Source organism: Pseudomonas sp. NBRC 111139, from assembly GCF_001753955.1.
In the GTDB taxonomy this organism is placed as follows: Bacteria; Pseudomonadota; Gammaproteobacteria; order Pseudomonadales; family Pseudomonadaceae; genus Aquipseudomonas; species Aquipseudomonas alloputida.
The window spans coordinates 63,777-90,109 of the sequence record NZ_BCBP01000019.1 but is presented as its reverse complement, the minus strand read 5'-3'; the positions used below and the strand labels follow the sequence as shown (position 1 = coordinate 90,109).

General features: G+C 61.2%; 28 protein-coding genes. 2 read left to right on the top strand and 26 right to left on the bottom strand.

All coding sequences use genetic code 11. The features are described 5' to 3' along the window. Positions 1–55 precede the first annotated feature (55 nt). From BJQ17_RS04845 to BJQ17_RS04765, 16 genes are all read right to left on the bottom strand, one after another. Positions 56–1,024 (bottom strand): FecR domain-containing protein, encoded by a 969-nt coding sequence (locus BJQ17_RS04845; RefSeq protein ID WP_070095611.1) that lies wholly within the window; start codon positions 1,022–1,024, stop codon positions 56–58. Between the two features lie 13 nt (positions 1,025–1,037). Continuing rightward, the gene (locus BJQ17_RS04840) at positions 1,038–1,541 is read right to left on the bottom strand and encodes a sigma-70 family RNA polymerase sigma factor (protein ID WP_070095610.1); all 504 of its coding nucleotides are present in this window, start codon (positions 1,539–1,541) and stop codon (positions 1,038–1,040) included. An 824-nt stretch (positions 1,542–2,365) separates the two neighbouring features. Then, positions 2,366–4,078, bottom strand: a complete 1,713-nt coding sequence (ltrA, locus tag BJQ17_RS04835) for a group II intron reverse transcriptase/maturase (protein ID WP_070095609.1) — start codon at positions 4,076–4,078, stop codon at positions 2,366–2,368. A gap of 682 nt (positions 4,079–4,760) precedes the next feature. Further along, positions 4,761–5,489 (bottom strand): TIGR03747 family integrating conjugative element membrane protein, encoded by a 729-nt coding sequence (locus tag BJQ17_RS04825; RefSeq protein ID WP_070095607.1) that lies wholly within the window; start codon positions 5,487–5,489, stop codon positions 4,761–4,763. A 33-nt stretch (positions 5,490–5,522) separates the two neighbouring features. Continuing rightward, the gene (traD, locus tag BJQ17_RS04820; protein WP_070095606.1) at positions 5,523–7,649 is read right to left on the bottom strand and encodes a type IV conjugative transfer system coupling protein TraD; all 2,127 of its coding nucleotides are present in this window, start codon (positions 7,647–7,649) and stop codon (positions 5,523–5,525) included. A 9-nt stretch (positions 7,650–7,658) separates the two neighbouring features. Next, on the bottom strand, positions 7,659–8,120 hold the full coding sequence (locus BJQ17_RS04815) for an integrating conjugative element protein (RefSeq protein WP_070095605.1): 462 nt from the start codon (positions 8,118–8,120) through the stop codon (positions 7,659–7,661). Continuing rightward, entirely contained in the window at positions 8,117–8,671 is a 555-nt protein-coding gene (locus BJQ17_RS04810) for a transglycosylase (protein WP_070095604.1), read from the bottom strand. The genes BJQ17_RS04815 and BJQ17_RS04810 overlap by 4 nt, the downstream gene beginning before the upstream one ends. Further along, positions 8,653–9,369, bottom strand: a complete 717-nt coding sequence (locus tag BJQ17_RS04805) for a TIGR03759 family integrating conjugative element protein (protein WP_070095603.1) — start codon at positions 9,367–9,369, stop codon at positions 8,653–8,655. Before BJQ17_RS04805 ends, BJQ17_RS04810 begins: the two co-directional genes overlap by 19 nt. A 10-nt stretch (positions 9,370–9,379) precedes the next feature. Next, on the bottom strand, positions 9,380–10,048 hold the full coding sequence (locus BJQ17_RS04800) for a hypothetical protein (protein WP_070095602.1): 669 nt from the start codon (positions 10,046–10,048) through the stop codon (positions 9,380–9,382). Beyond that, positions 10,045–10,563 (bottom strand): PilL N-terminal domain-containing protein, encoded by a 519-nt coding sequence (locus BJQ17_RS04795; RefSeq protein WP_070095601.1) that lies wholly within the window; start codon positions 10,561–10,563, stop codon positions 10,045–10,047. The genes BJQ17_RS04800 and BJQ17_RS04795 overlap by 4 nt, the downstream gene beginning before the upstream one ends. 130 nt (positions 10,564–10,693) lie before the next feature. After that, the gene (locus tag BJQ17_RS04790) at positions 10,694–11,410 is read right to left on the bottom strand and encodes a hypothetical protein (RefSeq protein WP_070095600.1); all 717 of its coding nucleotides are present in this window, start codon (positions 11,408–11,410) and stop codon (positions 10,694–10,696) included. A 58-nt stretch (positions 11,411–11,468) separates the two neighbouring features. Further along, positions 11,469–11,963: a DNA repair protein RadC gene (gene radC / locus BJQ17_RS04785; protein ID WP_070095599.1), complete on the bottom strand. Its 495-nt coding sequence runs from the start codon at positions 11,961–11,963 to the stop codon at positions 11,469–11,471. Positions 11,964–12,024: 61 nt separating this feature from the next. After that, complete coding sequence (locus tag BJQ17_RS04780; RefSeq protein WP_070095598.1) at positions 12,025–12,282, bottom strand: hypothetical protein; 258 nt, start codon at positions 12,280–12,282, stop codon at positions 12,025–12,027. Positions 12,283–12,343: 61 nt separating this feature from the next. Beyond that, positions 12,344–12,856: an STY4534 family ICE replication protein gene (locus tag BJQ17_RS04775; protein ID WP_070095597.1), complete on the bottom strand. Its 513-nt coding sequence runs from the start codon at positions 12,854–12,856 to the stop codon at positions 12,344–12,346. A gap of 742 nt (positions 12,857–13,598) precedes the next feature. Then, positions 13,599–15,578: a DNA topoisomerase III gene (locus BJQ17_RS04770; protein WP_070095596.1), complete on the bottom strand. Its 1,980-nt coding sequence runs from the start codon at positions 15,576–15,578 to the stop codon at positions 13,599–13,601. Positions 15,579–15,689: 111 nt separating this feature from the next. Continuing rightward, a complete protein-coding gene (locus BJQ17_RS04765; RefSeq protein WP_070095595.1) occupies positions 15,690–16,031 on the bottom strand; it encodes a helix-turn-helix domain-containing protein in 342 nt (113 codons plus the stop codon). Between the two features lie 200 nt (positions 16,032–16,231). Here BJQ17_RS04765 and BJQ17_RS04760 point away from each other — a divergent pair, with 200 nt between their 5' ends. After that, positions 16,232–16,411, top strand: coding sequence for a hypothetical protein (locus BJQ17_RS04760; protein ID WP_070095672.1), 180 nt, complete (start codon positions 16,232–16,234; stop codon positions 16,409–16,411). Positions 16,412–16,455: 44 nt separating this feature from the next. Here the strand turns inward: BJQ17_RS04760 and BJQ17_RS04755 are convergent, their stop codons facing one another. From BJQ17_RS04755 to BJQ17_RS04710, 10 genes are all read right to left on the bottom strand, one after another. Continuing rightward, complete coding sequence (locus tag BJQ17_RS04755; RefSeq protein ID WP_070095594.1) at positions 16,456–16,884, bottom strand: single-stranded DNA-binding protein; 429 nt, start codon at positions 16,882–16,884, stop codon at positions 16,456–16,458. Continuing rightward, positions 16,881–17,384 (bottom strand): DUF3158 family protein, encoded by a 504-nt coding sequence (locus tag BJQ17_RS04750; protein ID WP_070095593.1) that lies wholly within the window; start codon positions 17,382–17,384, stop codon positions 16,881–16,883. Before BJQ17_RS04750 ends, BJQ17_RS04755 begins: the two co-directional genes overlap by 4 nt. After that, positions 17,381–18,136 carry a PFL_4669 family integrating conjugative element protein gene (locus tag BJQ17_RS04745; protein WP_070095592.1) on the bottom strand — a complete coding sequence of 252 codons (756 nt, stop codon included), beginning with the start codon at positions 18,134–18,136 and terminating at the stop codon, positions 17,381–17,383. Before BJQ17_RS04745 ends, BJQ17_RS04750 begins: the two co-directional genes overlap by 4 nt. 324 nt (positions 18,137–18,460) lie before the next feature. Next, the gene (locus tag BJQ17_RS04740; RefSeq protein ID WP_070095591.1) at positions 18,461–19,654 is read right to left on the bottom strand and encodes an STY4528 family pathogenicity island replication protein; all 1,194 of its coding nucleotides are present in this window, start codon (positions 19,652–19,654) and stop codon (positions 18,461–18,463) included. After that, a complete protein-coding gene (locus BJQ17_RS04735) occupies positions 19,648–20,199 on the bottom strand; it encodes a DUF2857 domain-containing protein (RefSeq protein WP_070095590.1) in 552 nt (183 codons plus the stop codon). Before BJQ17_RS04735 ends, BJQ17_RS04740 begins: the two co-directional genes overlap by 7 nt. A 16-nt stretch (positions 20,200–20,215) precedes the next feature. Continuing rightward, the gene (locus BJQ17_RS04730; RefSeq protein ID WP_070095589.1) at positions 20,216–21,787 is read right to left on the bottom strand and encodes a ParB family protein; all 1,572 of its coding nucleotides are present in this window, start codon (positions 21,785–21,787) and stop codon (positions 20,216–20,218) included. 89 nt (positions 21,788–21,876) lie between these two features. After that, positions 21,877–22,764, bottom strand: coding sequence for a ParA family protein (locus tag BJQ17_RS04725; RefSeq protein ID WP_070095588.1), 888 nt, complete (start codon positions 22,762–22,764; stop codon positions 21,877–21,879). 4 nt (positions 22,765–22,768) lie between these two features. Continuing rightward, positions 22,769–22,984, bottom strand: a complete 216-nt coding sequence (locus BJQ17_RS04720; protein ID WP_010799440.1) for an AlpA family transcriptional regulator — start codon at positions 22,982–22,984, stop codon at positions 22,769–22,771. Positions 22,985–23,097: 113 nt separating this feature from the next. After that, the gene (locus tag BJQ17_RS04715; RefSeq protein ID WP_063423924.1) at positions 23,098–23,835 is read right to left on the bottom strand and encodes a hypothetical protein; all 738 of its coding nucleotides are present in this window, start codon (positions 23,833–23,835) and stop codon (positions 23,098–23,100) included. A 213-nt stretch (positions 23,836–24,048) separates the two neighbouring features. Next, positions 24,049–25,002, bottom strand: a complete 954-nt coding sequence (locus BJQ17_RS04710) for a LysR family transcriptional regulator (RefSeq protein ID WP_070095587.1) — start codon at positions 25,000–25,002, stop codon at positions 24,049–24,051. A 154-nt stretch (positions 25,003–25,156) separates the two neighbouring features. On the opposite strand from BJQ17_RS04710, the gene BJQ17_RS04705 reads away from it, so the two are divergent. Beyond that, a complete protein-coding gene (locus BJQ17_RS04705) occupies positions 25,157–26,299 on the top strand; it encodes an iron-containing alcohol dehydrogenase (RefSeq protein ID WP_047595526.1) in 1,143 nt (380 codons plus the stop codon). Positions 26,300–26,333 lie beyond the last annotated feature (34 nt).

The window sequence follows — 26,333 nt, the reverse complement described above, 5'->3', positions numbered from 1 at the left end:
TTCTGGTGGAGTCTCGCGAGTGCGGCAAACAGACCACCCTTTTCGCGATTTATTTTCAAACCTGGACGTTTTTCGGCTCCAGCGTCACCCAGTAAGGGGTGAAACGGCGAACCTCGACCCCCAGCGAAACCCCGAGTGTCTGCAAGATACGGTCCGTGTCGGCCAGCGGGTAAGTGCCCGCGACGCGCACGCCGGCAAGGCTACGGGCGCAGTCCAGATGGCCACGACGATAACGCCCGAGCTCCTGGAGGAACTGCTCCAACGGCATGTCACTGGCCATCAGCATGCCGTCGGTCCAGGCCCGGTCAGCCTCGCTCAGCGCGCGCAATGGACCGACCTGGTCGCGCGTGAACAGTAGCTGTTGCCCGGCCTGCACGCTGACGCCGGCCAGCCGCTCGGGGTACAGCGTGACGACGCCATCACGGACCGCGAGTCGGCTGTAGCCCGGCTCCTGGCGCAGCAGAAAACGCCCCTGCGCAGCGTCAACCCAGCCCTGCCCGGTCTGCGCCCGGAACGGTCGTAGAGCATGATCCGCTACCACATCCACTTGAATCTCGCCGCGCAGCAGGCGCAACTGGCGCATGGTCTGGTCAAATCTGACGTCGACCGCGCTATCGGTGTTGAGCAGCAACTGGCTGCCATCGGCCAACACAACATTGCGCTGCTCGCCTACACCGCTGTGATAGTCAGCGTTCAGGTTCTGCCAGAGCGCGGTATTGCGGCCATTCCATATCAGCGTTCCGCTGGCCACCGCGAGCACCAGTACCTTGAGTGCGCTGCGCCGGTCCAGGTTGCTCGTGGGCGTGGCGGTCAGCGCGGCATGCGCGATGGGGGCATGATTGGCCAGACCCGACAGCCGCTCGGCAAACGACTCGACGCGCTGCCAGGCACGGGCGTGTTCAGGGTGCTGATGCAACCAACGCTGCCACTGCTCGACCGTACCGGCCGAGACCGACGGTGCCTGCAGTTCGATCATCCACTCCACGGCCTGCTCAGCGATGGCCGGGGCGATTCTGGCGGTCATGGCTGGCACCTGCTCATTCGGCGAAGCAACATTGCACACCGGCCTTGATGATGTAGCGCTTGACGGTGGTTACCGATACGCCGAGCCGCTCGGCAATCTCGGCATGCGACATGCCGTCAAGCTGGGACCAGAGGAAGGCCTGACGCACCGGGACTTCCAGCCCGTCCATCAGACGGTCGAGTTCCTGCAAGGTCTGCAACAGGATCGCCTGCTCTTCCAGCGAAGGCATCAATTGCTCAGGGACGCTGGCAAGCACTTCAAGGTAGGCGCGCTCCAGCTTCTGCCGGCGGAAGTGGTTGCTTAAGACGCTGCGCGCAACGGTCACCAAAACGGCGCGCGAATCGCGAATCTGTATCGGTTCATGCTTGGCCAGCAGGCGTACGAACGTGTCCTGCGTAAGGTCTGCGGCGCTGGCGCAGCAGCCCAGCTTGCGTCTCAGCCACCCTTGCAACCAACCATGGTGATTGACATATAGGGTGTGAAATTCCGTTGAGGTAGCACCGTCAGTCGTTGACATGATGAATGAGCACTAGCTTGAAAATATAATTATTATCATAGGCAACTGATAATTTCTACTGATTGGCTGGCTTCTCCCTTCCACGGCGGCGATGCCAGAAGCCTGATGGCAGCATCAGTTATGACATGTAAAGTCAAGCTCATAGGCTTGGGGGTAAGTCTTTAATTTGTAGAGGGATGTCGGCTTACAGATCAAATTAATGAGAGCTGAGATGTGAGAACTATTTGTAAATAGATTGTGTGGATAATTAACCACCCTGTAACGGCAGTGATATTTCAGTAGGAAGATAATCTGCAGCAGAGAGTCTTCGTGTCAGTGACTTGAGTCGAGGAATGGACGCTTGTCCATCCTCAGGCTAATACTTAGTTATCTGCCTGAAGAGGTGCAGAGCATGCAAACAGATTTGTTATTGTTTGTCGCAATGCCAATAAAGAGTGGGCAAGCTCTTTCAGCAGTTTGGCGTTATATTGCAACTATTGCGGTCGGCTTCGATATTTATGACAATTAAGAAAAATAAGACTGGTTCCAACCTATCCGACCAAAGCTCTTGCAGAGGCTGCACGCGCAAAGCTGAGCAGAGAGAGCTTTAGTCCTGAAGAACGATCCCCACTTTGCGTACAGGATCTTCGATGTTGTAGTGAGGTCGTTTAATATCCAGTCCCGGCTATCAATGGTACCGCGAGCTCTTTGGCCTTAGGGGTTATGATAAGAACGGTGGTATGGGTGTCTGCGCGATTTCGATTGCTCGCATGTCGGGTAGCCCCGAACCATTACTGGTTCGGGGCCCCCTAAGAACCGTACGTGCGACTTTCACCGCATACGGCTCAAGCCTTTACTAAACCCGCTTCGTGGGCCGGTTTGCAGACGGTAATACCGAGGTTGTGGACTTGATCGTGACACTCGGGATGCAAGAGCACACGATTACTCGTGCTTTTCCTACCGCCCTGTGAGCGTGGAAGGAGGTAGTGATCCTGCCATCCTGACTCCCGTGTGATGGGATGGCGGCAGTGAGCGCATTGCCCGCGTTGTTGCTGGTAGAGCCGAAAGACTTCGCGGCGGTACTGCAATGAATTCATCATTCTCCGCGTACGAAGCATTTCACTTTCCCGCTCCCATGCAGGATCGAAAGGGTTGTACTCCCCCTTGATCTTTGCATGTCGCTGGATGGGTGTGGCTGACAGCGGCTCCAGCCTCATGTGTTCCGTACGGCCGGATGCTGCATCTCGTTGCTCATAGGCGAACTCCCAGCGTCGGGCACCCAGGGTATGGAAGTATCGCTCCCGCACCCATCGAGCGCCTTTCTTCTGGTGACGCCGCCTTGCCCAGCGCCACAGCAGGTACCAGATCTTTGCGTCCAGGCGATGGAAAGTCGCTTTGGCCACGACAGGCTGGTGATATTTCGCCCATCCTCTCAACACTGGTCTTAGCCGGTGGATCAAACGATCCTGGCTGTCTCCATGGTGACCTTGGATGATTTCCCGAACCTTGCTGTAGAACGCTCGCACGTTCTTCTGGCTCGGCTTAATCAGGAGCTTCTCGCCATATTTGCGGAAATTCCATCCAAGGAAATCGAAACCCTGGTCTATCGATACGATGCGGGTCTTTTCTGGAGCCAGCTCCAGTCCCCGAAGGGCCAGGAACTGCTCGACCCAGGGACGGACTTCTTCCACCAGTACATCGGGGGACTCCGCCGTGATGACAAAGTCATCGGCGTACCGAACCACGTTGACCTTCAGACTGCGGGCTCGCGTGATGCCTAGATGTTTCCCGAGCTGCGACTCCAACCCGTCCAGGGTTAGATTGGCCAGTGTCGGGGAGATGACTCCTCCTTGCGGCGTCCCTTCCTCTGTTGCTTGGAACGTCCCTTTGTGTACGATCCCCGCGCGCAACCACGTCTTTAACACGTCCTTGTCCATGGGTACATGACGCAGTAACCATGCGTGGTTGATATGATCGAAACAGCCCCTGATATCCGCTTCCAGGACCCAGCGCGACGACCGCTTTCGGCACAGGCAACCGTAGAGTTGTCCCATTGCATCGGCAGTCGATCGTTCCGGTCTGAACCCATAGCTGTTGGGATCACCAACAGTTTCTGCCACGGGTGACAGAGCCATCAGGTAGAGCGCTTGCATGGCACGATCTCGCATCGTTGGGATTCCCAGCGGGCGTTGTGTGCCATTGGCTTTGGGGATGAACACCCGCCGAAGCGGTGATGCCCGATATCCCCGACGCTCCAGATCATGCGCGGCATTCCACTTCGATTGCGGCGTGGTCCAGCGCTTGCTGCCATCCACACCTGCAGTCTTGTTACCTCGATTTTCTGTCACTCGACGCACGGCCAGAAGTCTGGCTGAGGTCGAACGTGTCAGCATCCGTTGGAGGGCTTTTACCTTCCGCCAGTTGCCATTCTTGCAAGCCTTCGCAATCCGAATCTGCATCGCCCGCACCGTCCGCTGCACACGGCACCAGTCGATCTGGTGCCAGTTTTGCGGTCGGTGGGAAAGCGCAGACGTCGGTTGTTCCCGATGCTCTACCATGCTGCCTTCCTCTCCGAGGATTAGGGCTTATCTCAGCCTTCATGCGATGAAAGACCAGGTGGAAGTGGGCTCGCTTTCGCGCCGGGTGATGTTCCAACCCGTATCCCGGCGATTACAGCCGGGCCTTCGCTTTCTCCACCATCCCATACCCGCACCGCCAACAGCGCTCCTTACGGTTTGCCTGCCCGGAGGGCAGCGATACGGGCTTACCACGTTCCTTGACCATCACACGACTGGGTTAGGGCCTGTCTATCCGCCGGTGGCCACCTTGACGACGTGCCCCCACTATAAACAGGGGCATCCGGCCACATACCGTTTGGTCAGTGCCTATCAGCTGCTTTGGCACCTCAAAATTAACGACGTTTATCAACAGTTCACTTGCGTTGCCCATGCCAGCCAGCCTAGCGCCTCCCCCCGATTCAGCTTCGAGGATCGCCACCATTGCCTCACAGCCATGGCGGACACCTTGCGGTGGGCTACATTCCGGAAGAGCTTCAGACAAATCCGTTACCAGAAATGCCAGTCTTCTTGGGCTACTGCTGGTCGTACAGCAGGTCAATCTCCACCCGAGATAACGACCTTCGGGTGTTTGACAATGAGGGTCAAAGCTCCTAGCTTATCTTCTCGTAAAATCTACTAAAGTATTGATATATAACGATAAATAAGCGACTACGTGTCGCGCTCAAAGATATTTTTTGAACGTTGTAGCGGTAATCGCAACCATGAAACCAAGTACTACGGCACATGGGAGCAGGACCCAATTGGGATTCAGCGAGCAAGGGAGCGATAGATAGATCACCCAAGGGCAAAGCATCAGTGGCAACAATGTTCGCTTGGCTCGGTGATAGACAAAGCTGCTCTCCCGGTCTGCCCCGAATTTGCGGAGGTCGCGTCGCATCAACCCGTCGATCATTCCGGTGAGCACCGCAAGCAAGAACAGAGGCGTGGCCAAAGTGAGGACGGTCAGGCGCACCACGAACGTGAATACTGTGAACAGGGCCGCCAGCAGGTACTCTTGGCCAGCGACGTACGCTTGAGCGGCCTGTCCTTGCAATGACGCCTCGCGACTGAGCAGTTTCAGCTGGATGTCAGATTGTGCCCAGCCGGAGCGAACCACAATCCATTCGTTGAGGCGCTCAAGGATTTTCGCCGTCGCATGCGCCGGCTCTAGTACCAACAACGAGCTTTTGAAGTGGTTGCTGAGCCAGCCGAGTTCACTTACCCACATCGCATGGCTGTGATGCCAGCCTTGCTCTGGCCAGAACCACAGCATGCCCGCGAACTCCAAAATGATGGAGAACACCAAGGAGGCGAACAGCAGGCCGAGCAATCTCAGGCACAGCTCAAGCGTACCGAAGATCAGCCCTCGTCGTTGTTGTGTCTGAGGCGGATTGGTTGGGGCAGTAGACATAAGGCTCCCGGGTGTTCGCGGGCTGTCAGGGGATCACGGGGCGTGTTTACGCCCAGGTGGTGGCATCTCGGGATCGAAGTCGACCGTCGGGGCACCGCCGGCACTGCTCCACCAACTTCCCGCATTGGCGTTGTAGGACTCACGCATGCGCCCAGCCAGGGCCTGCAGATCGGCCGGCATCGCATCGTCGCTGGCTGGTTTGGGCAGCGGCATTCGCACTTTCCAAAGTTGTCCACCTTCCTGGAACGAAAACATCTGGCCCTTGGGCAGGGCAATGATGTGCGCAGGTTCGATCAGTGGCACGGCGTTGGTGGTGACGCGATCCTGTGAGGACGAGGTGAAGTCGGTACGGGCATCCGGATCGGCCGTGTCCGTCGCGCCAGAGACCAAGGTACGGGTCTGCACGTTGACCTTGGGCAGTTGATTGGTCAGCAACTCGGCGGTCGCGGTTTCCCGTACGCGTAGCATCTGCAGGGTGTTGAAGTTGCCGATGACCTGGCCGGCTTTGGCCCGGCTGCCGATGCGTGCCTCGATATCGCTCAGGGTCTGCGTGTAGGCGGTAACCTGGATACCGGCACCGCCGCCCTTGTTGATCAATGGAATGAATTCATCGCCCATCAACTCGTTGAATTCGTCGGCGTGCAGGTTGATGGGTACCTTGTCGGCCGCGCTGGAGGAGCCCGGCAGGCCATGGTCGATACCGTGCTTGTAGATGTGCCCGGCCACGGAGACGAGGTCGGCAAACATCGAGTTGCCGACTGCGGCGGCGACCTCGGCATCGGACAGTGCATCCAGACCGACATAGACGATGCCGCGTTTGCGGATGACCTGCAGCCAGTCGAAGATTGGCCGTGGATCGTCCAGGTCGGCATAGTTGGGGGCCAGCAACTGGGCCGTCTTGCCACTGGTGAGCTTTTCTAGCAATGGCAGCAGTGAGGCGACGATCTTGTCGAAGTAGGTGCGGTCGTAGCGCACCGCCGAGCGCAGGCCGTCCATCACCGGGTCGAAGAGGCGCTTGGCGGTCAGGTACTGCTCGATGGCGACCACGCGTTTCTCGCGGCCGATCATGTGCCGCGGCACGTTCTTCTCGTTGAGGCGAGCCTCGAGATCCACGATGGTCTCCCACGCTTGCGGATCATGGCGGGCGAAGAAGTGCTGGGCGTATTCGATGAACAGCGCGTCGATGTTCACCACATGGCGCTGGATCTGCAGGTAGTCGGGGCGCCGGCCGAGCTCGATCAGGGCCCGGGCGATGATGTTGACGAAGCGCCAGGCGAACTCGCGAAACGCTGCCGAGTTGCCTTCACCGCTCAGCTGGCCAGCGATGCGGGTGGCGACTTCCGAGATGCGACCAAAGCGGCCGATGGCGTTGTAGCGGGCGGAGATCTCCGGCCAACCCAGGTGGAAGACGTAGAACTCGTGTTCGCGGCCGACGCGTCGTGCCTCCACGTACATGCGTTTGAGCAGGTCGGCATCACCTTTGGGGTCAAAGACGATCACCACTTCCTGGCTCGGCCGGTGAATGTCCTGGGTGATGTAGACCTCGGCCAGGCGCGTCTTGCCGACCCGAGTAGTGCCCAGGACCAGGGTATGGCCCACGCGCTCGCCGAGTGGCAAGGAGGCTTCCTGCTCGTTGGGCTCGACGCCATGCAGCAGCGGTGAGCCGCCCACTGGCGGCAGCGGTCGTACGGGGTTGAGCGGGCTGTCCCAGGCGGTCACTCGGGGCAGGAGAGAGAGCCCTAGCGGGGCTTTTTCCAGCAGGTGCTCCAGGCGCCGGGACCATTGGTAGGCCGCTGACTGATTAACATAGCGGGCGAGCGCGGGATCTTGTGCTTCGAGCAAACGCTGGGTGTGAAGGCGGCTCCAGCGAAAGCCTCGCCCCATGAACAGGTGCTTGCTGCTAACCGGGATTTGTCGGCTGGTCAGCGAGTAGCGGGGCAGGCGGCGGATGTTGCGCCGATAGCGCAGGACAATGCGGGCCTCATTGAGGCGCTTGAGACCGAAGGCGGTATAGGCCAGGGCCATGCCGGCACCGATCTCCGGTGACAGCGCTACCGCCCAGGGCGAATGCAGGCATAGCGCGCTGGCACCGGCGCAGATGCCGACGGTGTACAACTCCACCGCGGGGCGTAGCAGGGACTCCATCGCGTGATCACCCATGACAGTACCTCACTGCTCGAGGCCGGTCGGTGTGATCAGTACGGGGTAGTGCTTCAGCTCCAGCCGCTCGGCGATGTCGTCGCCACTGACCGGCCAGATGGCCAAGCCAGGCGCGACCGCCTGGATGCGCTGCAGCGCCGCAGCATCGGCAACCTCAACAGCCAGGCCGTTGGCGCCCAACCGATTCAGCGCTGGCGCGTGCTGTGCCAGCCACGCCAATGAGGCGGCATCCGCCCCAACCAGGAACAGCGGGACCATGCCTGGCAGGTCCAGTACTTTGCGCGGCACCTCACCCGGCGTGAGGCGGGCGCTGTGCACCGGCAGCACCCAGTTCAAAGTGCGTGGGTCGCGTCGTTCGGCCGGCGCGGTCGACTCGACGGCCATGGCGGGGGGCATTGTCAAAAGCGATGCCCCGGCAGCCAACGACCACGCGAGCCAGCTGATCAGTGCGCTCCAACGAACATCAATCATGAGCGTGGCCCTCCACGGCTGGGCATGGCGGCTTCAAGGCGCTGCCAGTGCTGGCTGAACTGCATACGGTAGCGCGCCGCCGGGGCTCCACCCGCAGGCCGGTGGTAGCGGCCGGCGGCGATGACCCAGTCACCGACGTCGGCGTAGTGCTCGCGCAACAGGTCGGCGGTGACAGCGAGGTTGCTACGCGGATCGAGGGCATCGCAGGCGGTGGGGTAGCGCTCGGGGTGGTAACCCAGGTTGGTTTGCCCCAGGCCGACATCGATGCGCTTGGGATCATGCTGGGTGAGCGCAACGGTGAGTGCAGTACAGGCCTGGTCACGGGTGGCGAAACGCTGCGGCGTGCCGGCCACATTCAAGGTCCACGGCCAGGGGATGAGCTGCCCGCGCAGAGAGGTACCGCTCTCCTGCTGGGCAATGACGAACAGCACCGAGGCCGGGATGCCGGCCTGGGCGGCAGCCAGCTGGTACGCCGGCGGGGGCAGGCCGCCAGCTTGGGCGGCAGTCGCCCCCATCAGGGCCAGGGCGAGTATCAGTCGAGGCGCTGCCATTTCCCTTCCACCTGTTGAAAGCGTGCGGGCAGGGGGCGGCTGGCGCCGAGGGCGAACCAGCGGCCGCGGTCGTGATTGAGGGTGACTTGGCCGCTGTTGACCTGGACCGGGGTAATGCCCACTTTGCGCGCCCATTGCTGAATGCGCGCATCGTCGCCTTGGCTGCCCACCAGATAGACGTCCAGGCGGGCGCTTGTGCTGAGCCATCGGCGGAGGCTGGCCTCACAGGTCGAACACGGGTCTTCCACAAACACGGCATAGCGCGGGTTGCTCGACAGGGTTACGGCATCACTCATCCCCTGCACCGGCACTAGCCCCGGGAACAGCCGCGTCCAAGCCGCGGTATAGGCTTTTTGATAGGCCAGCTCGCGCTCGGCGCGCTTGGCTTCGAGTCGCACCTGCAGCTCGGCGTAGCGCTGACGCTCCTGGTCCGAGTCGGCTTCCACGCCCAAGGTGGTCAGTGGGTCGAGTTGCGGTGACCAATACTGGCGGGGGCCGCTCTGCAGGCGCTCGAACTTGGCCCATTCGTCATCGGTCAGCCCCCAGGCCTTGGCCTGTGCAGCAGATCGCGCTTGCTGCAACTGGACCTGCTCGCTGGACTGCTTCTGCGTTTCAACCGTGGCGGGTGCGCTCCATCCCGATCCCGGTAACAGGTAGATGGGGAATAGGAGCAGCGAGAGAGTCATGAACCGCACCATATGAACCTCTTCACGGCAAGGGCAGCGAACGTTCGCCGAGGCCAGGCACCTGGAATACGGCCTGATTCCGGCGAATGGTCTTGAGCTGCCAGCCGTTCAATCTGTCACCGGGCTGCAGCAAGTGGACGGTCGACAGGGCATGCATGCCGGCCGGTTGAGCCGAGACAAACCTAACCTCGCCACGGGTCTCGACACCCAGCAAGGTGAATGGCGGCGTCGGGGTTTGGGTTTTGGCGGCCGGTTTGGCAGGGGCTGCAGGCTGGGGTTGTGCGGATGGCGCAACCGGTCGTGCCACAAGGGCGTGGACGGCGATTTCGGCGTTGCCCATTCTCTGTTCCAGCGCGGCCAGGTCGGCCTTGGTCGGACCTACAGGCACCGCTTCAATGGACTTGAGCGAAGCGCTCACCTCATCCAGCTGTTTGCTCAATGCCACGAAGCTCGCCGCCTGCTGACGCTGGTGCTCGCCCAGCGCTTTGACTTGCGGTGGAAGTGCCGCGACGGTGGCGCCGAGTGCATCGAGGTCCCGCCGCAGCGCCGGGGCTGGATCGGCTGGCGCATTATCAGCTGCGACCAGGAGCGCGGTGAGTTGTTGCTGGTGGTTGTAGGCGACGGCGGCCAGCACGGCGGCGCCGAGGCACAGCGCCCCGAGCACCAGGGCCTGAAAGTGATGGACCTTCATGGCGTGATCTCCAGAGGCGGGTGAGGTGGGGCGGGCACCGGTGCGCGAAGGGCGTAGCACACGCTGCGTTCGACCGGGTCGATAATGAGCCGCCAGGCCGGGCCGCCAAGGATGGTCAACGCGTCAAGCAGCGCCATCGGCCCGAGTTGGTGCTGTACCGCCGGCAGGGGACGGCTGAACAAGGTGGTGACCTCGGCGCGATTGGCGCAGAGCGAGTAGCCCGATCGCTGCAGCACGTGACGCAGGGCATCACCGACCGTCGCGTGCAGCTTCGGTGAGATTTGCACGGTGATGAGTTGGAACAACGGCTGACGCTGCTCCAGCGTCGGTCGCGTGCTGACCAGGGTGTAGCGGTCCTGGCGGACCCACGCTGGTGACGCTGACAACGGCTTGGATTGAGAGGCCGGAGCTGGTACGGCTTTGGCTGGTGCCATCGGTGGGGTGATGGCAGGCGACGTGCTGCAGCCCGCCAGCGCGAGCATCAGGATAAGGCAAGGGAATGCGGGCGTGTGCATGAGCAGGTCTCGACAGTAGGTGCCGACACCTTGGCAACGCGCGCGAGGTGTACCCACTGAAAAACCGAAATTGGCCGGCCGGTTTATCGGGCCCAACACATAAAAAAGGCGCCCTGCAGGACGCCTTGGGTCAATCGTCAGTGAACACCGGCAGTCCTGCCAGCGGGGCTGCATCGGGATCAAACACTAGGAAACGCGTGTCGGCCTGGCCGGCCAGCAGCAACAGGGTCATCAACACAGGCGGTACGTGCTCGTCCAGCAGGCGAATGCAGACCTCCGCCGCTGAGCAACCGAGGCCCTCCACTTGGGCGCTGCGGTGCCAGGGTGTCGAGTACAGCTTGCAGCCGACGGAACGGTTACTGACCAACCGGAAGCATTCAAAGAAGCCGGCCGGTCGTTCGCCACGGGCAAGCTGCTCAAGGTAGGCGTACTCATCGGCCGGTAGGTGGGATGAGCTGATCTCCCAGCTGCGGCTGTAATGGCCGGTGGCAAAGGACAGCTGCTGCATGAGTTGGTCCGCTGCTTCTTGGCTGGGAAGATCGCCGAGGTGTACCGAGCCAGTCAGCCGCTCAGCGGTGACCTGGTACAGCACGGTGGTGACCACACCATCCGCGGGCAACTGCATGCGAAGGAAGCCAGAGACATCGTGGCCTTCCGTGATGACGGCGCAGTCGTCATCGAATACGCACGCCTGGCAGTTGATGTGATCGTCGTCCAATTCCAGCTGGGCGGTGTGCAGAGGACGGTAGCAGGGTGGGCACTGATCGTCGTAGTGGATCTGGACCACGCGTTCGCAGGCGAACGCATGGAGGCCGCGGGCAAACGGGCTGGGGGTTGAAGTGAGCATAGTGGCGCTCCAATTAACACAGAACGCCACCCCATGCAGGCGGTGGCGAGAGAGAGGGTTAGATCCAGCCATATTCGGCCAGGGACAGGGGCTGACCTTCACCGACGATGATGTGGTCCAGAACGCGGACCTCGACCAGCGCCAAGACTTCGGTCAGGCGGGTTGTCAGCACGCGGTCGGCATCGCTGGGCTCAGGGCACCCGGAGGGGTGGTTGTGGCTGAGGATGACCGCCGCGGCGTTGTGTGCCAGTGCCTTGACCACCACTTCACGGGGGTAGACCGAGGCACCGTCGATGCTGCCGAAAAACAACACCTCGAAGTCCAGCACGCGGTGGCGTGAGTCGAGGTACAGCAGGGCAAACACCTCGTGGTGATAGTGCGCCAGGCGCAGCTTCAGGTAGGACGCGGCGTCGGCGGGTGTGATCAGCACTTCGCCGCGCTGAAAGTAGCGTTGGTCCAGCAACTGCAGGGCTTCGCTGATCAACGCATCTTCGTGGGCGCGCTGGGTCTGGACGGGGTCGAGGGGCTCGACCAGGGTCAATGGCGTTTTCATGAGCAGAACCTCGTGTGCAGGGGCGCTCCGGGAGGAGTCCCCTGTGGTTAGGGTCAGGCGGTCACAGGCGGGTGAAACGATGCCGGGTGCCGTGCAACGGGGAATGACAGGCTTCGCAGGGGCGAGTGGGGAAGGGGTCGATGCCGACACCGGTTTCCGGATCGAAATCAGCGCTGAGTGGCAGTAACTCCTGCAGCTCCCTACGCATCTGCGTGATTCGCTGGTCGACTTCGGCCTCGCTGTAGTACAGCGACAAGCTGCTGAAGTCGTCGTAGACGACGGCGTGTAGGCAATCTTCACAGAGCCAGTAACTCTCCATGGCAACCTCCAGGGATGAGAAAAGGCGCTCATGCGAGCGCCTCTGTGGTGGAGCATCCGTCTCAAGCAGGTTGCGTGGCCTGGTCCTGAGCCTGATCGGCACTGTGTGAAGGATTCGGCGCATGCTCTTCTGCCGCTTCGGACGGCAGTTCAGCCGAGGAAGCATCCTGCCGAGCGGGCGCTTTGTAGGTGAGCTGACCGTTGACCTTGATCCACTCGATGAAGATCAGCCTGCCTTTGAGGCTGGCACCGGGTTGGCCTTTGCGATCGCCTTTTTCGTAGGTGAAGGCGTCGACCCAGAGGTCGCCAATGCGAAACGCGATCAGCACCTTGCGTTCGGCACGGACATCCTCGAGGTGTTCGCGGATCAGCCGTTCGGCTTCACCGCCAGCGACCTTGCAGTCGAAGCGGGTGTACTCGACGTCATCCGACGCACCGTGCAAGGCGGCGATGTCGCAGGCCATAAAGGGCTGTCCACGCCGTACCGGCACTTCGCGCACGCGGTTCAAGTAACCAATGCCTTGGGTGTGCAGGTTGAAGTAGGTGGCGGGGGCAGCAGTGTTTGCTGTGGTCATGGTGAATCTCCTGTTTGCGAGAAACGCGGATATTCACCGGCCCTGGCGGGGGTGAGTCCGCAAGGGAAGGTCAGGTGCAACAGCAGTGGTGTAAGAGCGCTCATCATCGCGGGGAGCGACGACCGTGCGAGCCACCGAACGCTAGTCGCACTTTGGGAGGAACCACTCTGGGGAGAGCGTAGCCTTGCAGGTCCCGGCTACCTGGTGCTGTCATCGACAGCGTGGTGCAGTTCATCTATAGAACGGTGCGTAGCGCCCGTCAACAGCGGTTTTGAAGGGGTTAAGAGGTGTGGACGTGGGTGGTGCACAGTGGACACAAACGTGCGAAAAAATAGCCCAACGGTCGTCGGGCTAGGAACAGCAGGGCCACCCTTGATCCGGTCCATTGACAGCGAAGTCGTCGCTCCACTTCCGCTGTCGCTTCCCCCTGATCAACCGACCCTTGTCGTGGCCTGGGTCGGGATAACTGGCACGCATCCGCGCACAAACGGCGCCCGTTTTTTCGCCGGCGGGCACCGGCACTGAGCATCGTCGCCGAGGCGGATGACCCCTACAGCCTGCAACAGGTCGCACGGGGCATCCGTCTCGGGAACCTTAGACATCCGGAACAGCGATACAGCACGGTGAAAGAGGCTCCGAACTCAACGAGTCTGGCCGAGCTGCCCGGAGCGAATCGGCCTGGGGTCGCCAAACGGCGAATGGCCTGTTCACTACATCAGTGACGGCCCCTAGCGTCAAGCATTCAGGAACGCTTCGGCTTGGCGGGCGCCGCGCTGGCCTTCACTGGCTTAGTGCCCTTGCAGTCCGGGTAGCGCACACAGGACCAGAAGTTGCCGGTGCGGCCTTTGCGCTGGCGCATGGGGCTTCGGCACACAGGGCAGGCTGGACCTTTCGAACGGGGTAGCTGCAGGTTCAACGAGGCCTGGCTGCGTACCACCTGGGTGAGCCAGGTCGACTGCTTGGCGAGAAACGCCTCGACACTCAGTTGCCCGGTCTCGATCCGTGCCAGTGCCTGTTCCCACACCGCGGTCATCACTGGATCAGCCACCTCACGCGGAACGGCCTCGATCAACGTGTGGGCGGCAGCAGACGCCGCCAGGCTGCGCTTTTTCTTGGTCAGGTAGCGGTGATCGATCAGGCCTTGGATGATCGCGGCGCGAGTGGCCTCGGTGCCGATGCCAATGCTGTCTTTCAAGGTTTGTTTCAGGCGCGCGTCGACCACCTGGTTGGCGATGGTTTTCATCGCCTTGACCAGTGTGCCTTCGGTGTAGGGTTTGGGCGGCTGGGTGCGCTGCGTGTTGACCTTGGCGTCGCGCACACCAACCGACGCACCTTCCTGCAAGGTGGGGAGCCGCTGCGTTTGCTCGGTCGGCTCAGTGGCATCGGTTTCGTCGATAACGGCCTTCCAGCCACGTATCTGGATCTGCTTGCCGCGAGCCAGCAACTGATCGGCCTGGCTGCGCAGCTGCACCTGGGTTTTCAGGTATTCGTGGTGGGGCAGAAACTGCGCCAGGTAGCGAGCGCGGATCAGGGTGTACACGGCGCGCTCGCGCTCGGACAACTGATCCAGCGGGATCACCACGGCGGTGGGGATGATGCCGTGGTGGGCGGTGACCTTGCTGCCGTTCCAGGCGCGGGAGCGTCGTGTCGGATCAAGCTCCTTGAAGCGCTGGCCAAGCGCCGGATCGGCCGCTGCCAAGGCATGCAGCACGCGCGGCACTTCGTCCAGCATGCTCTCTGGCAGGTAGCCACAGTCGCTGCGGGGGTAGGTGGTGGCCTTGTGGGTTTCGTACAGTGCCTGCGCCACACTGAGGGTTTCCTGCGCGCCCAGGCCGAGTTTGGCCGAGCAGACCTCCTGCAGCGTGCCCAGGTCGAACGGCAAGGGCGGCCCCTCCGTCACGTGTTCAACGTCGACCCGCTCGACTTGTACTGAACGCGCAGTTGCCAGGCGCCGGGCAGCTTGCTCGGCCGCCACCTGATCAACGCAGCGACCGGTATCATCGCAGTGTGCAGCGGATGGCTGCCAGCGTGCCTCAAACTCAGCCCCGTCATCCTGCAGCACAACGTCTACGGTCCAGTACGGCCGGGCGGCAAAGCTGGCGATAGCGCGGTCACGTTCAACCACCAGGCGCAGGGTCGGTGTCTGTACGCGACCTACAGGCAGCGTGCCGTCGAAGCCGGCGCGGCGACCGAGCAGGGTGAACAATCGGCTGAGGTTGATGCCAACCAGCCAATCGGCCCGCGACCGGGCGAGGGCACAGTGGTACAGCGGCAGGGTTTGCTCGCCCGGCCGCAACGTCGCCAGCGCCCGGCGAATCGAGGCGTCGTCGAGGGCGGACAGCCATAGGCGCAGGACAGGCCCGTGGTACTGGCAGCGTTCGAGAATCTCCCGAGCAATCATCTCGCCCTCGCGGTCGGCATCGGTGGCAATCACCACCTCGGCGCAGGCCTGCAGCAGCCGGCTGATGGCCTTCAACTGCGCGGCGACCTTGGGCTTCACCACCAGTTGCCAGTGCTGCGGGATGATCGGCAGGTGCTCCAGCGACCAGCGCTTGAACTGCTGGCCATAGGTTTCCGGTGGTGCGGTCTCCAGCAGGTGACCTACGCACCAGGTCACGGTTACTCCCGTGCCCTGCAGGCAGCCATCGCCGCGACGATGAGCCTGCAGTACCCGGGCGATGTCGCGGGCTTGAGACGGTTTTTCGCAGATGTAGAGGCGCATAGCGTGGCCCTCTCGGTCAGGTACCGACAGGGTGGTCGCGTGGCAGGGGAGCGCTAGAGAAAACCTGAACTGGCCGAGATCATATCGGCGTGGCTGCATGCAGCGAAGGCCTTACCGTTGCGCGAGGTGTGCGGTCACAGTCTGCAGAAGGTCCAGGGCAAACTGCTTGTCCGTCTCGCCGAGGTCCTTGATCAGTGAGGCAATCTTCTGCCCCTGATCCTGTGGCCGAGGACTGATGGCCAGCAGCAGCTCATCGGCCGGACAGCCATACATATCCGCCAACTGCAGCAACTTGGGCACGGTCAGCTCGACTTTGCCGCGCTCCATGCGCGACACCGCTTCGGTGCCGATCTCCAGGCGCTCACCGACTTGCGCCTGGGTAAAGCCCTGCGCGCGGCGGTACTTGGCCAACTGGCGGCCGATGTGTTGTGGGCTAGGCTCTTTGACTGGCAACGGGGTGGCTCTCCAATTCAACCCGTATGGTTGACCAGCCACCCAAGGATATTAACGCCCTAAAAGGTTGAATATCAACCTAACGGGGCGTATCACCCAATGAGAGTACGGTGACCTGATCGTCACACGGAGATAGCGGATTGGACGAACTTGAGCAGCATGAAGCGGATGCGTTAGCGATCAAGGCCTGCGAGTTGTTCATGGCCACCCACCAGGAGCCTAACAATCAGGCCGCACGTGCCAGGTTGATCGCTTGGGTCAAGGAGGCGCCGGCGCACTGGCGGGCGTTCCTTGCCCTGGACCAGTACCTGGAGGAAGTCAAAGGGTTGATCGAGGGGGACCTAAGCGGCGTCGCCCGCCGTGTGGGGCCCCGCGACTGAGCGGTATCGCGCTGAAGGGCACGGTTCCACTGACGTCCACTCGCTCAGGTGGCCTTGCGGGTAGTTTTCTTGCCGGCCGGCTTGCGGCTGCTGCCACCATTATCACTGGCCTTCTCGCGCATGGACACGCTGGCCAGGCGGTGGGGCAGGATGCCGATGTGCCGCGCCTCTACCTTGAACGTCACCCGGGCATTGTCCTCGCTGTCTTCCCACTCATCCTTGACGGTCCGGCCCATGACCAGGACACGCATGCCTTTCTGGTACAGCGTGCTCCAGTGCTCGGCATCGCGGTGCCAGAGCTCGACCGGGGCCCAGTAGCCGCCGCGGTCTTCGTAGCCGCCCTCGCGCGGTACTGGGTTGTCGAAATAGACATTCAACCGCAGCAGCCGCTTCGGCTCGTCCGGGTTGTTGTTGAATTCCTGAAACTCAGGCGGACTGCCGATGTTGCCTTCGCCAACAAAGAACGTGCTCATGGGTGATTCTCCTCGGTGGTGGTATCGAAAAGGACGTCATCGGCATACGCGAGTTTGAGGGCGCCGGTGAGTACCTGGCGATAGAGCGAGTTCAGGCTGCTCATCTGCAGGTTGAGGACGATCCGGTTGGCTTCCAGCTGGTACAGCGCCTGGCGCAGTTCTGGCTGCAGCAGCGGATGTGCCATCGCCTGCTGCCAGACCTCCACGCCCATGCGCTTGAAGTCCGGGCTGCGCCAGCGTAGGAAGCAGGCGCCCTGGGAGCTGTGCTGGACGCTCAGTCGCAACTCGAGCAACGAGAAGGGTGGCTGCGCCATGATCGCCAGCATCGCGGCCATCAGCGTCTCGAGTTCGCCTCGCAGCTGTTTGATTGTCTCGGCGAACTGGGCCAGCTCCCCCTTACCCTTAAAAGGCTTTAAAAGGCCTTTTAGAGAGGCACTGTGTTCAAACTCGCGATAGGCCTCCGATGACAAACTGCGGGCGACTGCTTCGGCCAAGGTCACGCTTCACCGCCTTCGGCGGGGTCGCCGGGCGAAGACTCCACGTCGTCATCAAGCTGATCGGTCTCAGGGGGCAGTGCGGGCTTGGCGGTGCGCACGATGGGCGGCGCAAATTGCGAGCGCCGCGTGCCTTCGAGAATGTCCTGGGGTGGGGTGCCGAACTTGTCGATGGCTTCGCGGGCGCGGGCGTTGTTGGCGGCCATATCATCCCGGCTGACCCCGGCCAGTCGGTACAACTGCGCCATGCTGAACAGACTGCGTAGCAGGTGGGCGCCGCGATCGATCCAGTGTTCCATGTCGACCCGGCCGATCAGCGCGGTGTGGTGGGCCAGCAGCACGCGACGTACCAGGGTGTCGTAGTCGGTCAGCAAGTAGACGGCGAGAAACCCCAACTGGCTGCCGATGAACAGGGGCAGGGTGACAGGGTGAATGTTCAGGTTGTCGCCGATGCTGACCTGGGTGGGCAGGTCACGCTCGACCAGTTTGACCTGTTCGGTCAACGCTAGCAGCTCGGCCTTGGCCTGCAGTACCTTGTCTTCGAGTTGCAGCATGAACCAGTCGGCGAAGGGGTCGTCCTGGCTGCTCGCCTGCTTGAGCAGATTGGTGACACTGATGTAACCCGCCATGCCCATGATGGCGAACACCCCTTCTTGTCCCGCACGGCCCTGCCATAGGCGCGCAGCGTGATGGGTGTGCAGGGTGAGGGTGATACTGCTGCGCAGTGAACCCAAGTTGAGCTGATAGTGGTCGACCATCGCCAGATCCTCGCCGTTGGAATGCCGTCGACGATCTGCGTTCTCGGGCGACCTGGCAGTGATCAATGTGAAGGCGATGGGCTCACATTGCTTGGGATCTCAACGGTCTTGGCATTGATGCCACTGTGATCAAATCCACTGAGCGCCAACGCAGCTAATTGCTTCATTCTGGCATTGGTCAAAGCTGCGACCTTACAGCCATCACGCAGATCACACTCCTTGAATGATCATGTCTGACTAGAACACGTCACTGGAGTGATGCCACTGTGATCAAATCCATTGCGGTCCGCTGAACGTTGGAGACTTGGAATACTCAGTGCGCTGTTAGGTTGCCCCGTTGACGACACCGCAGCGAAGCTTGAGCTGCTCCAGGTACGCCTTGGCCAGCGGCGAGGCCACCCGGCTTCCGGATTCCCGTGAGCGCTCATCAGCCGGCTCAGGCGGGCGAGTGCGCTTGCGCGGTGCTGGTGGTACATCGCTTCGTGCGGCCCAAAGCGTGAATTCGCCCTGGCAGGCTCGCTTGATCAGCCCCAACAAGTAGGCAATGGGTTTGCGAATGTCGCCGCGGCTACAGCGAACCGCTGCTTCATTGATCACCGCTTGTCGCTGTGCGGGCTCGAGCTGGCGCAGCGCCTGGTTGGCTCGGCGCTGTTCAGTCGGGCTCAACTGCAGACCCTCCGGCCAAGCGGCGCTGCCACTGGCCGAGTCGGGCGGTACTGTACTTTTTTTGCTTTGTTTTTGTACGGTACGGTCGTGCGTTGGATTCCGAACGGCAGCCGTAGCTGGGACGTTCACGCTGGATTCGGAATCAGTCGAGGACGTTGTGGCAAACCGAACGCTGTGCGCTTCGCCTAGTTCGGAATGCTCGGCATGGCTGTCGGCCTGCAGCGGCAAGGCCTGTTGAGCGCCTCTTGCGGGGACAGAAGCCATCATGGCCAAGGCCTCGTCAGCCACCTCCGGATCCGCCCGTAGCTCCCGGAGGAGGTGTTGAGCGAGATCGCGCACGCCTTTGGTGGCATGGGTCAGGTTTTGGCTGATCAGGGGTAGGTAACCGGCATCTTGGTCGATGGCTTGCGCGGGGGACAGCGGCGCATCATGGAGCACGTAGACACAGCCGCGCAGGCAACCCTGCTCATCGCGATACCGTTCGCTCAGGCTGAGCCAGCGGGTAGCACGCAGCACATTCAGCGCGCGGGCGATGGTCTCGCGTGAAGCCTGCGCGCCACAGGGGCTGGTCGCCAGGTACGGCTGCAGGTCCTGATATCGTGGGGTACGCATCTGCCGTTCGGTGATCAACCAGCGCAGCACCAACCAGAGATTGCGCTCCACGGGTGTGAGCCGGCGATCCTGCAGCAATCCCCGCGGTAACGGTTCGTGGCTGCCGTGGTACACGAAGCCCGGCCCCTCAGCCAGTGCACGGGCGGCCTTGGCTTGCTCGGCCTGCTCCAGACAGCGCTTGAGCGTGACCATGCTCTGGCGCACCACATCGGCCCAGTCCACGGTGTAGAAGTTCAGCATGGGATACCTCCGTAAAGCTCGATCTGCTGCCAGATCAGGGTCAGGCTGATCTGTTGTTCCTCGGCCAGCATCATCATCGCGTCCAGCGGCTCGCTGTCCGGATCTTCAGCTCGCAACTGGCGCCAACGGTTCCACACGGCATGTTCCTGGGCTTCGCTGAGCTGGACAGGACGGCCGCGATGGGTCTCGATCTTCAGGATTCGCCGACGCAACGCCGTGTCGGAGTGGTCGAGGCCGAAGCAGCGGTACATGATGTTCGAACTTGCCCCAAGCTTGAGGGCACGGTTGATCAGCCGCTCATTCAGTTCGTCGCGTTCGGCCTGGGCGATCAGCCGACGCAGCACCGTGGTGTCGACCTTAATCTCGACCCAGGCAATCGTGGAGTGCGCCAGGTGGGACAAGGTCGTGGGCGGCAGCGACTGCAGCACCTCGATGTCTTCGTCGCCGAGGCCCAAGGCTTTGCACCGCTGCAGCCGGCCGTGGCGCAGTTCATGCAGGACCTGGTTCAACATGGCGTGGTTCAGCAGATTGAACGACGTGCTCATGCGGCACCTCCGGGTGTCAGCGGGTGGACGACAGCGTGAGTTCGATCAGGCGTCGAGAGAGCCGGATAAGTGAAAACAGTTGCGCCAATTGAGGATCGGGGAGCCGCTCAATCCCGATCGCGAGCGCTGGGCGCTCGATCAGTGGCAGGTCGTAGACACCCAGCAGCAGTTGACCAAACAGCGCTGCCGGGAGCTGCTGGCGTTGCTCCCAGGCAACGTCGTCCTGCACGCGCAGCAGCGCGCCCAACAGCAGTTGAATACCGGTGTGGTGGGGTGTCGAAGGCGCTGCTGTATCGGGCGCCAATGAGAAACCCAGGCCTTCCTCCGTGGCGCAGACCATGTGAGGCGCATTGGCGTAGCCGGCCAGTTCGCTGGCCAACTGCGCGCAGGCCTGGCGCAGTTGCACCAGGTCTTCTATAGCCGGCGGTATCGGCCAGAGGGTATCCAGTGAATCGGGCAAGCACAGGCGCCCAGCACTGCCGATATCGGCAGACTGAGCGGGCGGTGGCGCAGTTGGAGTGCGTACCTGTTCACGGGTGACGGCAGGAGGCTGCTTCAGGTTTGCTTGTTCGGGTACCCTGTCGGCCGGTTGCAGAGGGCAGGCCGGTTCCGGTGAGTGGAGCCCCGTGGGGGCTTCAGGCTCACTACCGGAGGTGGTTTCGGTGTCTTGGCCCACGCCCAGCGGCGGGGGCAGGGACAGCTCGGGCGTCAGTGGCTGACGTGATGCCTGGCCGTTATCCTGGATCAGCTCCAACGCAAGCAGACGTGGTGACTGGTCCAAGACTTTCGCCATCTGCGCGAGCAGTTCGTCCTGCAGCTCGGCGGTGTCCAGCTCCGCGGCTGTGCAGTCGAACGTGGACAGCACCTCCAACCACAACGCGGTGAAATCCAACTGTGTCGCAACGTACCGATTCCACACCGATTCGGCGCGTCGACGCAGGCTAATGATCCGCTCGATCGAAGGTTTGCCCAAGCCGGCGTACAAAGTCTGTGGGATAGCTGGCAGCAGGTGCTCGAGGGTGTCCAGCATCCGGCTGATGTGCGATTGCGAGATCGGGTAGCCGCCCGCCGATAGTTGCGCTGCCAGTTCACGTTGACTCAGGCTACCGTTGTCTACCAGCAGCATGTCCCGGAACTTGGCCACGGCCAGTGCTCGCTCGATGAAGGTGAGTTGGCCGTGCAGGTCACTTTCGGCCAGATGGCCCAGCAGCGTATGCAGCTCCGACTGCCAGGGGCGAAACAGGCAATGGATGCGGAAGAAGCGTTCCTCACGGGTTTCTTGCCACAGTTCGCCGAGAATACTCAGGCGGGTGTTGCCGCCGTTGCGGATGATGAACTGCGGCTCGCCGGGCCTGCGCGTAATGGACGGGGGCTGGTCTAGGCCGCGGTCTCGGATTGAGGCCTTCAACTCCTCGTACAACGGGTTACGGATGAAACGCGGATTGTGCTCGTAGGGCCGCAGCTGCTCCAGGGTCACGACCATCGGCGTGTCACAGTCGGGATCGGTGGGCGATACCTGTGCTGCCCGCTGTGGGAAGTGCCCGTGTTGGAGCTTGCGCGTGATGTCTTCGGAGGTTGGCGGTTTCATGAACTTGCCCTTGATCTGTCAATGCAGACGGACTGCTCAGGCCCTCCCGATCGGCCGCGTGAGTGGGGCAGCGAGGGATGGATGTGGCACTAAGCTGGTCGGCCGGTGAAGCATTCCACTGAGGCAGTGCTGTTGGGAAAAGAGCGCGCACGGACCCTGGTCTGGGCCAGTCGCTGCTCCCACTCAGGGAACAGTTCATTGGCCAGTGCCCGCATGACATCGGCCGCGCAGCGACTGCGCGATCGAGGGGCGTCTTTCGACTCGACCCGATGCACCGGCAATCCCAATGACGCGGCATTGAGGTACGCGACGCGATCGGGAATCACCGTTTTACAAACGCTGACATGCGGGTCGGCGGCAAAGGTGTTGCGCAGGCTCTGCATGATCAGGCAGGTATCGCGCCGGTTGGCGTTCACCTGATTGAGAAGCAGTTTCACCGGGGGCAAGTACACGCCGAGGTAGCGGTAGGGTTCCAGCTCTTCGAACAGGCCGAGCGTGCCGCGGCGCAGTTCGCGTGCCGCGAGCATTTCCGGTGGCAACGGGCATAGCGCACAATCGGAGGCGAGGATGGCCATTTCCACCACCACGCTGCGCGCGCCCTGGGTGTCGACGATCAGCACATCGTACTGATCGGCAAATGCGGGTAGCAGGTTGCGCAGGCGCAGTCGGCCATCGGGCGCGTGCAGCAGTACGGTGCCCAGGTGGCCCGCGCGGTCGTTGGAAACGATCAGTTCAAGCCGCGGGATGGTGGTGACGGAAATGATCTGCTCGGCAACCGTGAGCCGCTGCGAGATCAGTTCGTAACTGCCCGCTTCACGTGACTTGCACAGAGCGTAGTAGCTGGACAACGTCGGTTGACTGTCTAGGTCGAGCAGCAGCACCTTCAAGCCCGCGTCGGCAAGCAGGCCGCCGAGGTTGGCGGCAACCGTGGTCTTGCCGGCCCCGCCCTTGGTCGAGATCAGCGAAAGGACTTTCATGGCACTACTCCCGAACAGACAGGCGATCCTGAACCCACTGCTCAATCTCCAGTGAGTCCCAACCGACCGCGCGCGTGCCGATGCGCCGGCATTGCGGGAATAGTCCGGCCTTCATCAAGTTGTAGATGTGCGAGCGTTTGAAGCCGGTTTTTTGTTCCACCTCATCGCGGCGCATGATGTGGCGATCGGCGGAAGCTGGGGCAGGGCTGGCCGGTTGCATGGTGTCACTCCTTAGCGCCATGTGGCGCGCAGTGGGATGTGACAGTCAGTGAAGGTCCGTGGGGGTGAAAAATCATTGCCAGGCAATGGCCGCCATTGCCTGGCTATTCGGAGTTAGGCCTGCTCCGCTTGGGCCAAATGGCGGCGAGCCAACGCAAATTTCCGATCAAGGGTGTGTTTGCTCAAACCATGTAGGCCGGGAAATTGAGACAAAATAGCCTGGACTACCGCAGTCTGATTTTTATAGATCGACTGCACTTGGCCGGATTTCGACTTGCCTACGGTGATTGCCAGTAGGGCGCCGATGATCGTGTAGTGGACGCTGGCGGAGGCTTCAGGGGCTGGCTCCGCTGCATCAAGCTGCGCCGTTAGCTCGTTTTCATGGCGCTTGTAGACCGTCATCTCTTCGACAACAGAATCGTAGGCCTGATGCATTTTCTCAAACTCACGCGCGTAGAAGTCCCGTTCAGCTTGCACAGCCAAAAAGGCGTTCAAACTCACGCATTCGAGGTGGTCGATATTTTTGGGGAACAGGAATTCGGGTTTTTCCTCCGGATGGTTTAGCGCAAACCAGGCCCGCAGATCCGGACGGCGTATGGACCAATACACTCGCTCGGCGTGGTCGTTGAGCGTAATGGGCCCGCCGAGGAACGTTGCCGGTAGCTCACCCGCGGCAATGGCGTCGTAGATGCGCTCCACATAGAAGTGGAGACAGGGCCACTGCGGAAAATGCTTGAGTAGCTCACCTGAGTGGGCTATTTCGACCTGTAAGATCTCTGCGGTGTGATCGGCCAGATCGCACCAAAGAATTGCCGCATCGATGGGGTGATAGCAGCTTTTGATCGCGTCCATGGAGAACAGCCTCCAGCTGAAGTCGTCCTAATCGCCGATGGGATCATTATTTTGAATCTCATTCGAGCGAGCTAGACTCCGAAAGCAGTTTCGGATCCAATAACGTGACAAAGTATTTTCATTATAGTTCGCCGTAACTCTTCAGGCTGCGACGAGTTTTGACGTAGGTCAGTGGGGATTGTGGTTCGGTCGCAGTGCCCGACCACCTCCTGATTAAAGCGATTCAGGGCTGCCTGCATCGTCGAGCCCGATTGGTATCAGCAACCCCCTCAATTGCTCCATAGCAGGCGTGGCCTGGCTACCTCTGCGTGTTACCAACTCGTAGGGGTCGCTTACGGACTTGATGGCCAAGGGCAAGATGCATACGCGGTTGTGCTGGACGCACTGCTTGGCCACATCGATTGACACAAGCGCAACGAATTCGGGCTGGTTCTGCAGCAGTGACAGCGTTGCCAGAATCGACGTGGTCTCCACCAGGTGCAGAGGGAAGCGGATGCCCGCATCATGGAACTCTCGCTCAAGCTGCACCCGCATAGGCATGTTGGCCCGGTAGACGATCCACCGACTTTCAGCCAACTCCTCCAAGCGAAGTGCTCCAGCGGCCTGGAGGGGGTGGTCGATGTTGGCGATGACCGCCAGAGTCTCGTCCTGAACAAACGCACTCGAGAAAAGATGCGGCGAACTGCTCACACTCGTCCGGCACAGGGCCATGTCCAGACGCCCGCTCTCGATCTGGGTTAAGAGCGATTGGCTGGTGTCCTCAATGATCTCGAATGACATTTCCGGCTGTATAGCAGTCAGCTGGGAGACCGCCTTCATCAACAGCGGCACTGCCCCCATGATCGCCCCCACCGCAAGGCGTCCCCCGACCCCTCTCAGGATCGCATCCAAATCGTGCCGCAGGTTCGAGATATCAGTCTGCACCACCCTGGCGTACCTGATGGCGCAATAGCCGGCAGCCGTTGGTTCAAGCCCACGGTTGTTGCGATTAAAAAGCGTCGTACCAAAAGTCGTCTCGATTTCCTGAAGGGCCTTGCTTGCCCCAGGTTGTGTCAGCCCCACGCTATTTGCGGCTCCGAGAAGAGAGCGGTGCTCGTCCAGCTCGATGAGCAATCGCAGGTGTCTAGCGTGGAGCCTGGACATGATCGAGTTGAGGGACGGGGTCATTTGGTATGAATCCTAGTTATACCTGTATGGATTGTTCTCAATACCACGGCTGAATTCAGATTTCTATACTGGCGCGGCACGATGTCGCACTCGGTGCGGCGGATTGGCCTGAGATCGGCCCAAATAACAAAGCCAGTAGGCTCGAGGAGACCCCATGTCCCTGATCAATTACATCACCCAGATCCAGTTTGAAGTCGGAGCTATTTCGCTCCTGCCTGCAGAGTGTCAGCGCATTGGTATTACCCGCCCTTTGATCGTCACTGACCGTGGTGTCCGTGCGGCAGGTATCGTCGATGTAGCTCTGAGCAAATTCACCGACTCCACTGTTCAGCTGCCGATCTATGACGGCACGCCACCCAACCCAAACGAAAATGCTGTTCGTGAAGCAGTGGCCATGTTCAAGGAATGCGGTTGCGACGGCATCATCGCCATCGGCGGCGGTTCCGCTATTGACCTTGCCAAAGGTGTAGCCGTATGCGCCAAGCACGAAGGCCCGCTGAAAAGCTTCGCTGTCATCGAAGGTGGCCTGGCTCGCATCACTCCAGCAACGGCCCCTGTGATCGCAGTGCCGACCACTGCCGGCACCGGCAGCGAAGTTGGTCGTGGCGCCATTCTCATCTTGGACGATGGCCGTAAGGTTGGCGTGATCTCCCCCCACGTTGTTCCAAAATCTGCAATCTGTGACCCGGAACTGACTCTTGGCCTGCCTGCAGTTTTGACTGCTGCTACCGGGATGGATGCGATTGCCCACTGCCTCGAAACCTTCATGGCTCCGTCGTTCAACCCACCTGCGGACGGTATTGCATTGGACGGCCTGTGGCGTGCCTGGCGCTTCATCGAAACCGCTACCCAAGATCCGAAAAATCTGGAAGGTCGCACCAACATGATGAGTGCTTCCCTGCAAGGCGCTCTCGCGTTCCAGAAAGGTCTGGGTTGCGTTCATAGCCTGAGCCACTCGCTGGGCGGCATCAATCCTCGCCTGCACCACGGCACTCTCAACGCAATCTTCCTGCCGGCTGTGATCCAGTTCAACCGCAAGGCAGCGACCATGGTCAACGAGCACAAGACAGCGCGTATTGCTCAAGCGATGGGGTTGGCTGACGAAAGCCAAATCGAAGATGCGATCCGGGACATGACCCGAGCACTCGGCCTGCCAACCGGCCTGCGGGAGCTGGAAGTCACTGAAGACATGTTCCCCAAAATCATCAAAGGCGCTCTCGCAGATCACAGCCATCGCACAAACCCGCGTGAAGCTTCTGCAGAGGATTACCAGTGGATTCTCGAGGCCTCCATGTAAGCCTCGAAATCCTGCCCTCATCCAATAACAAGAA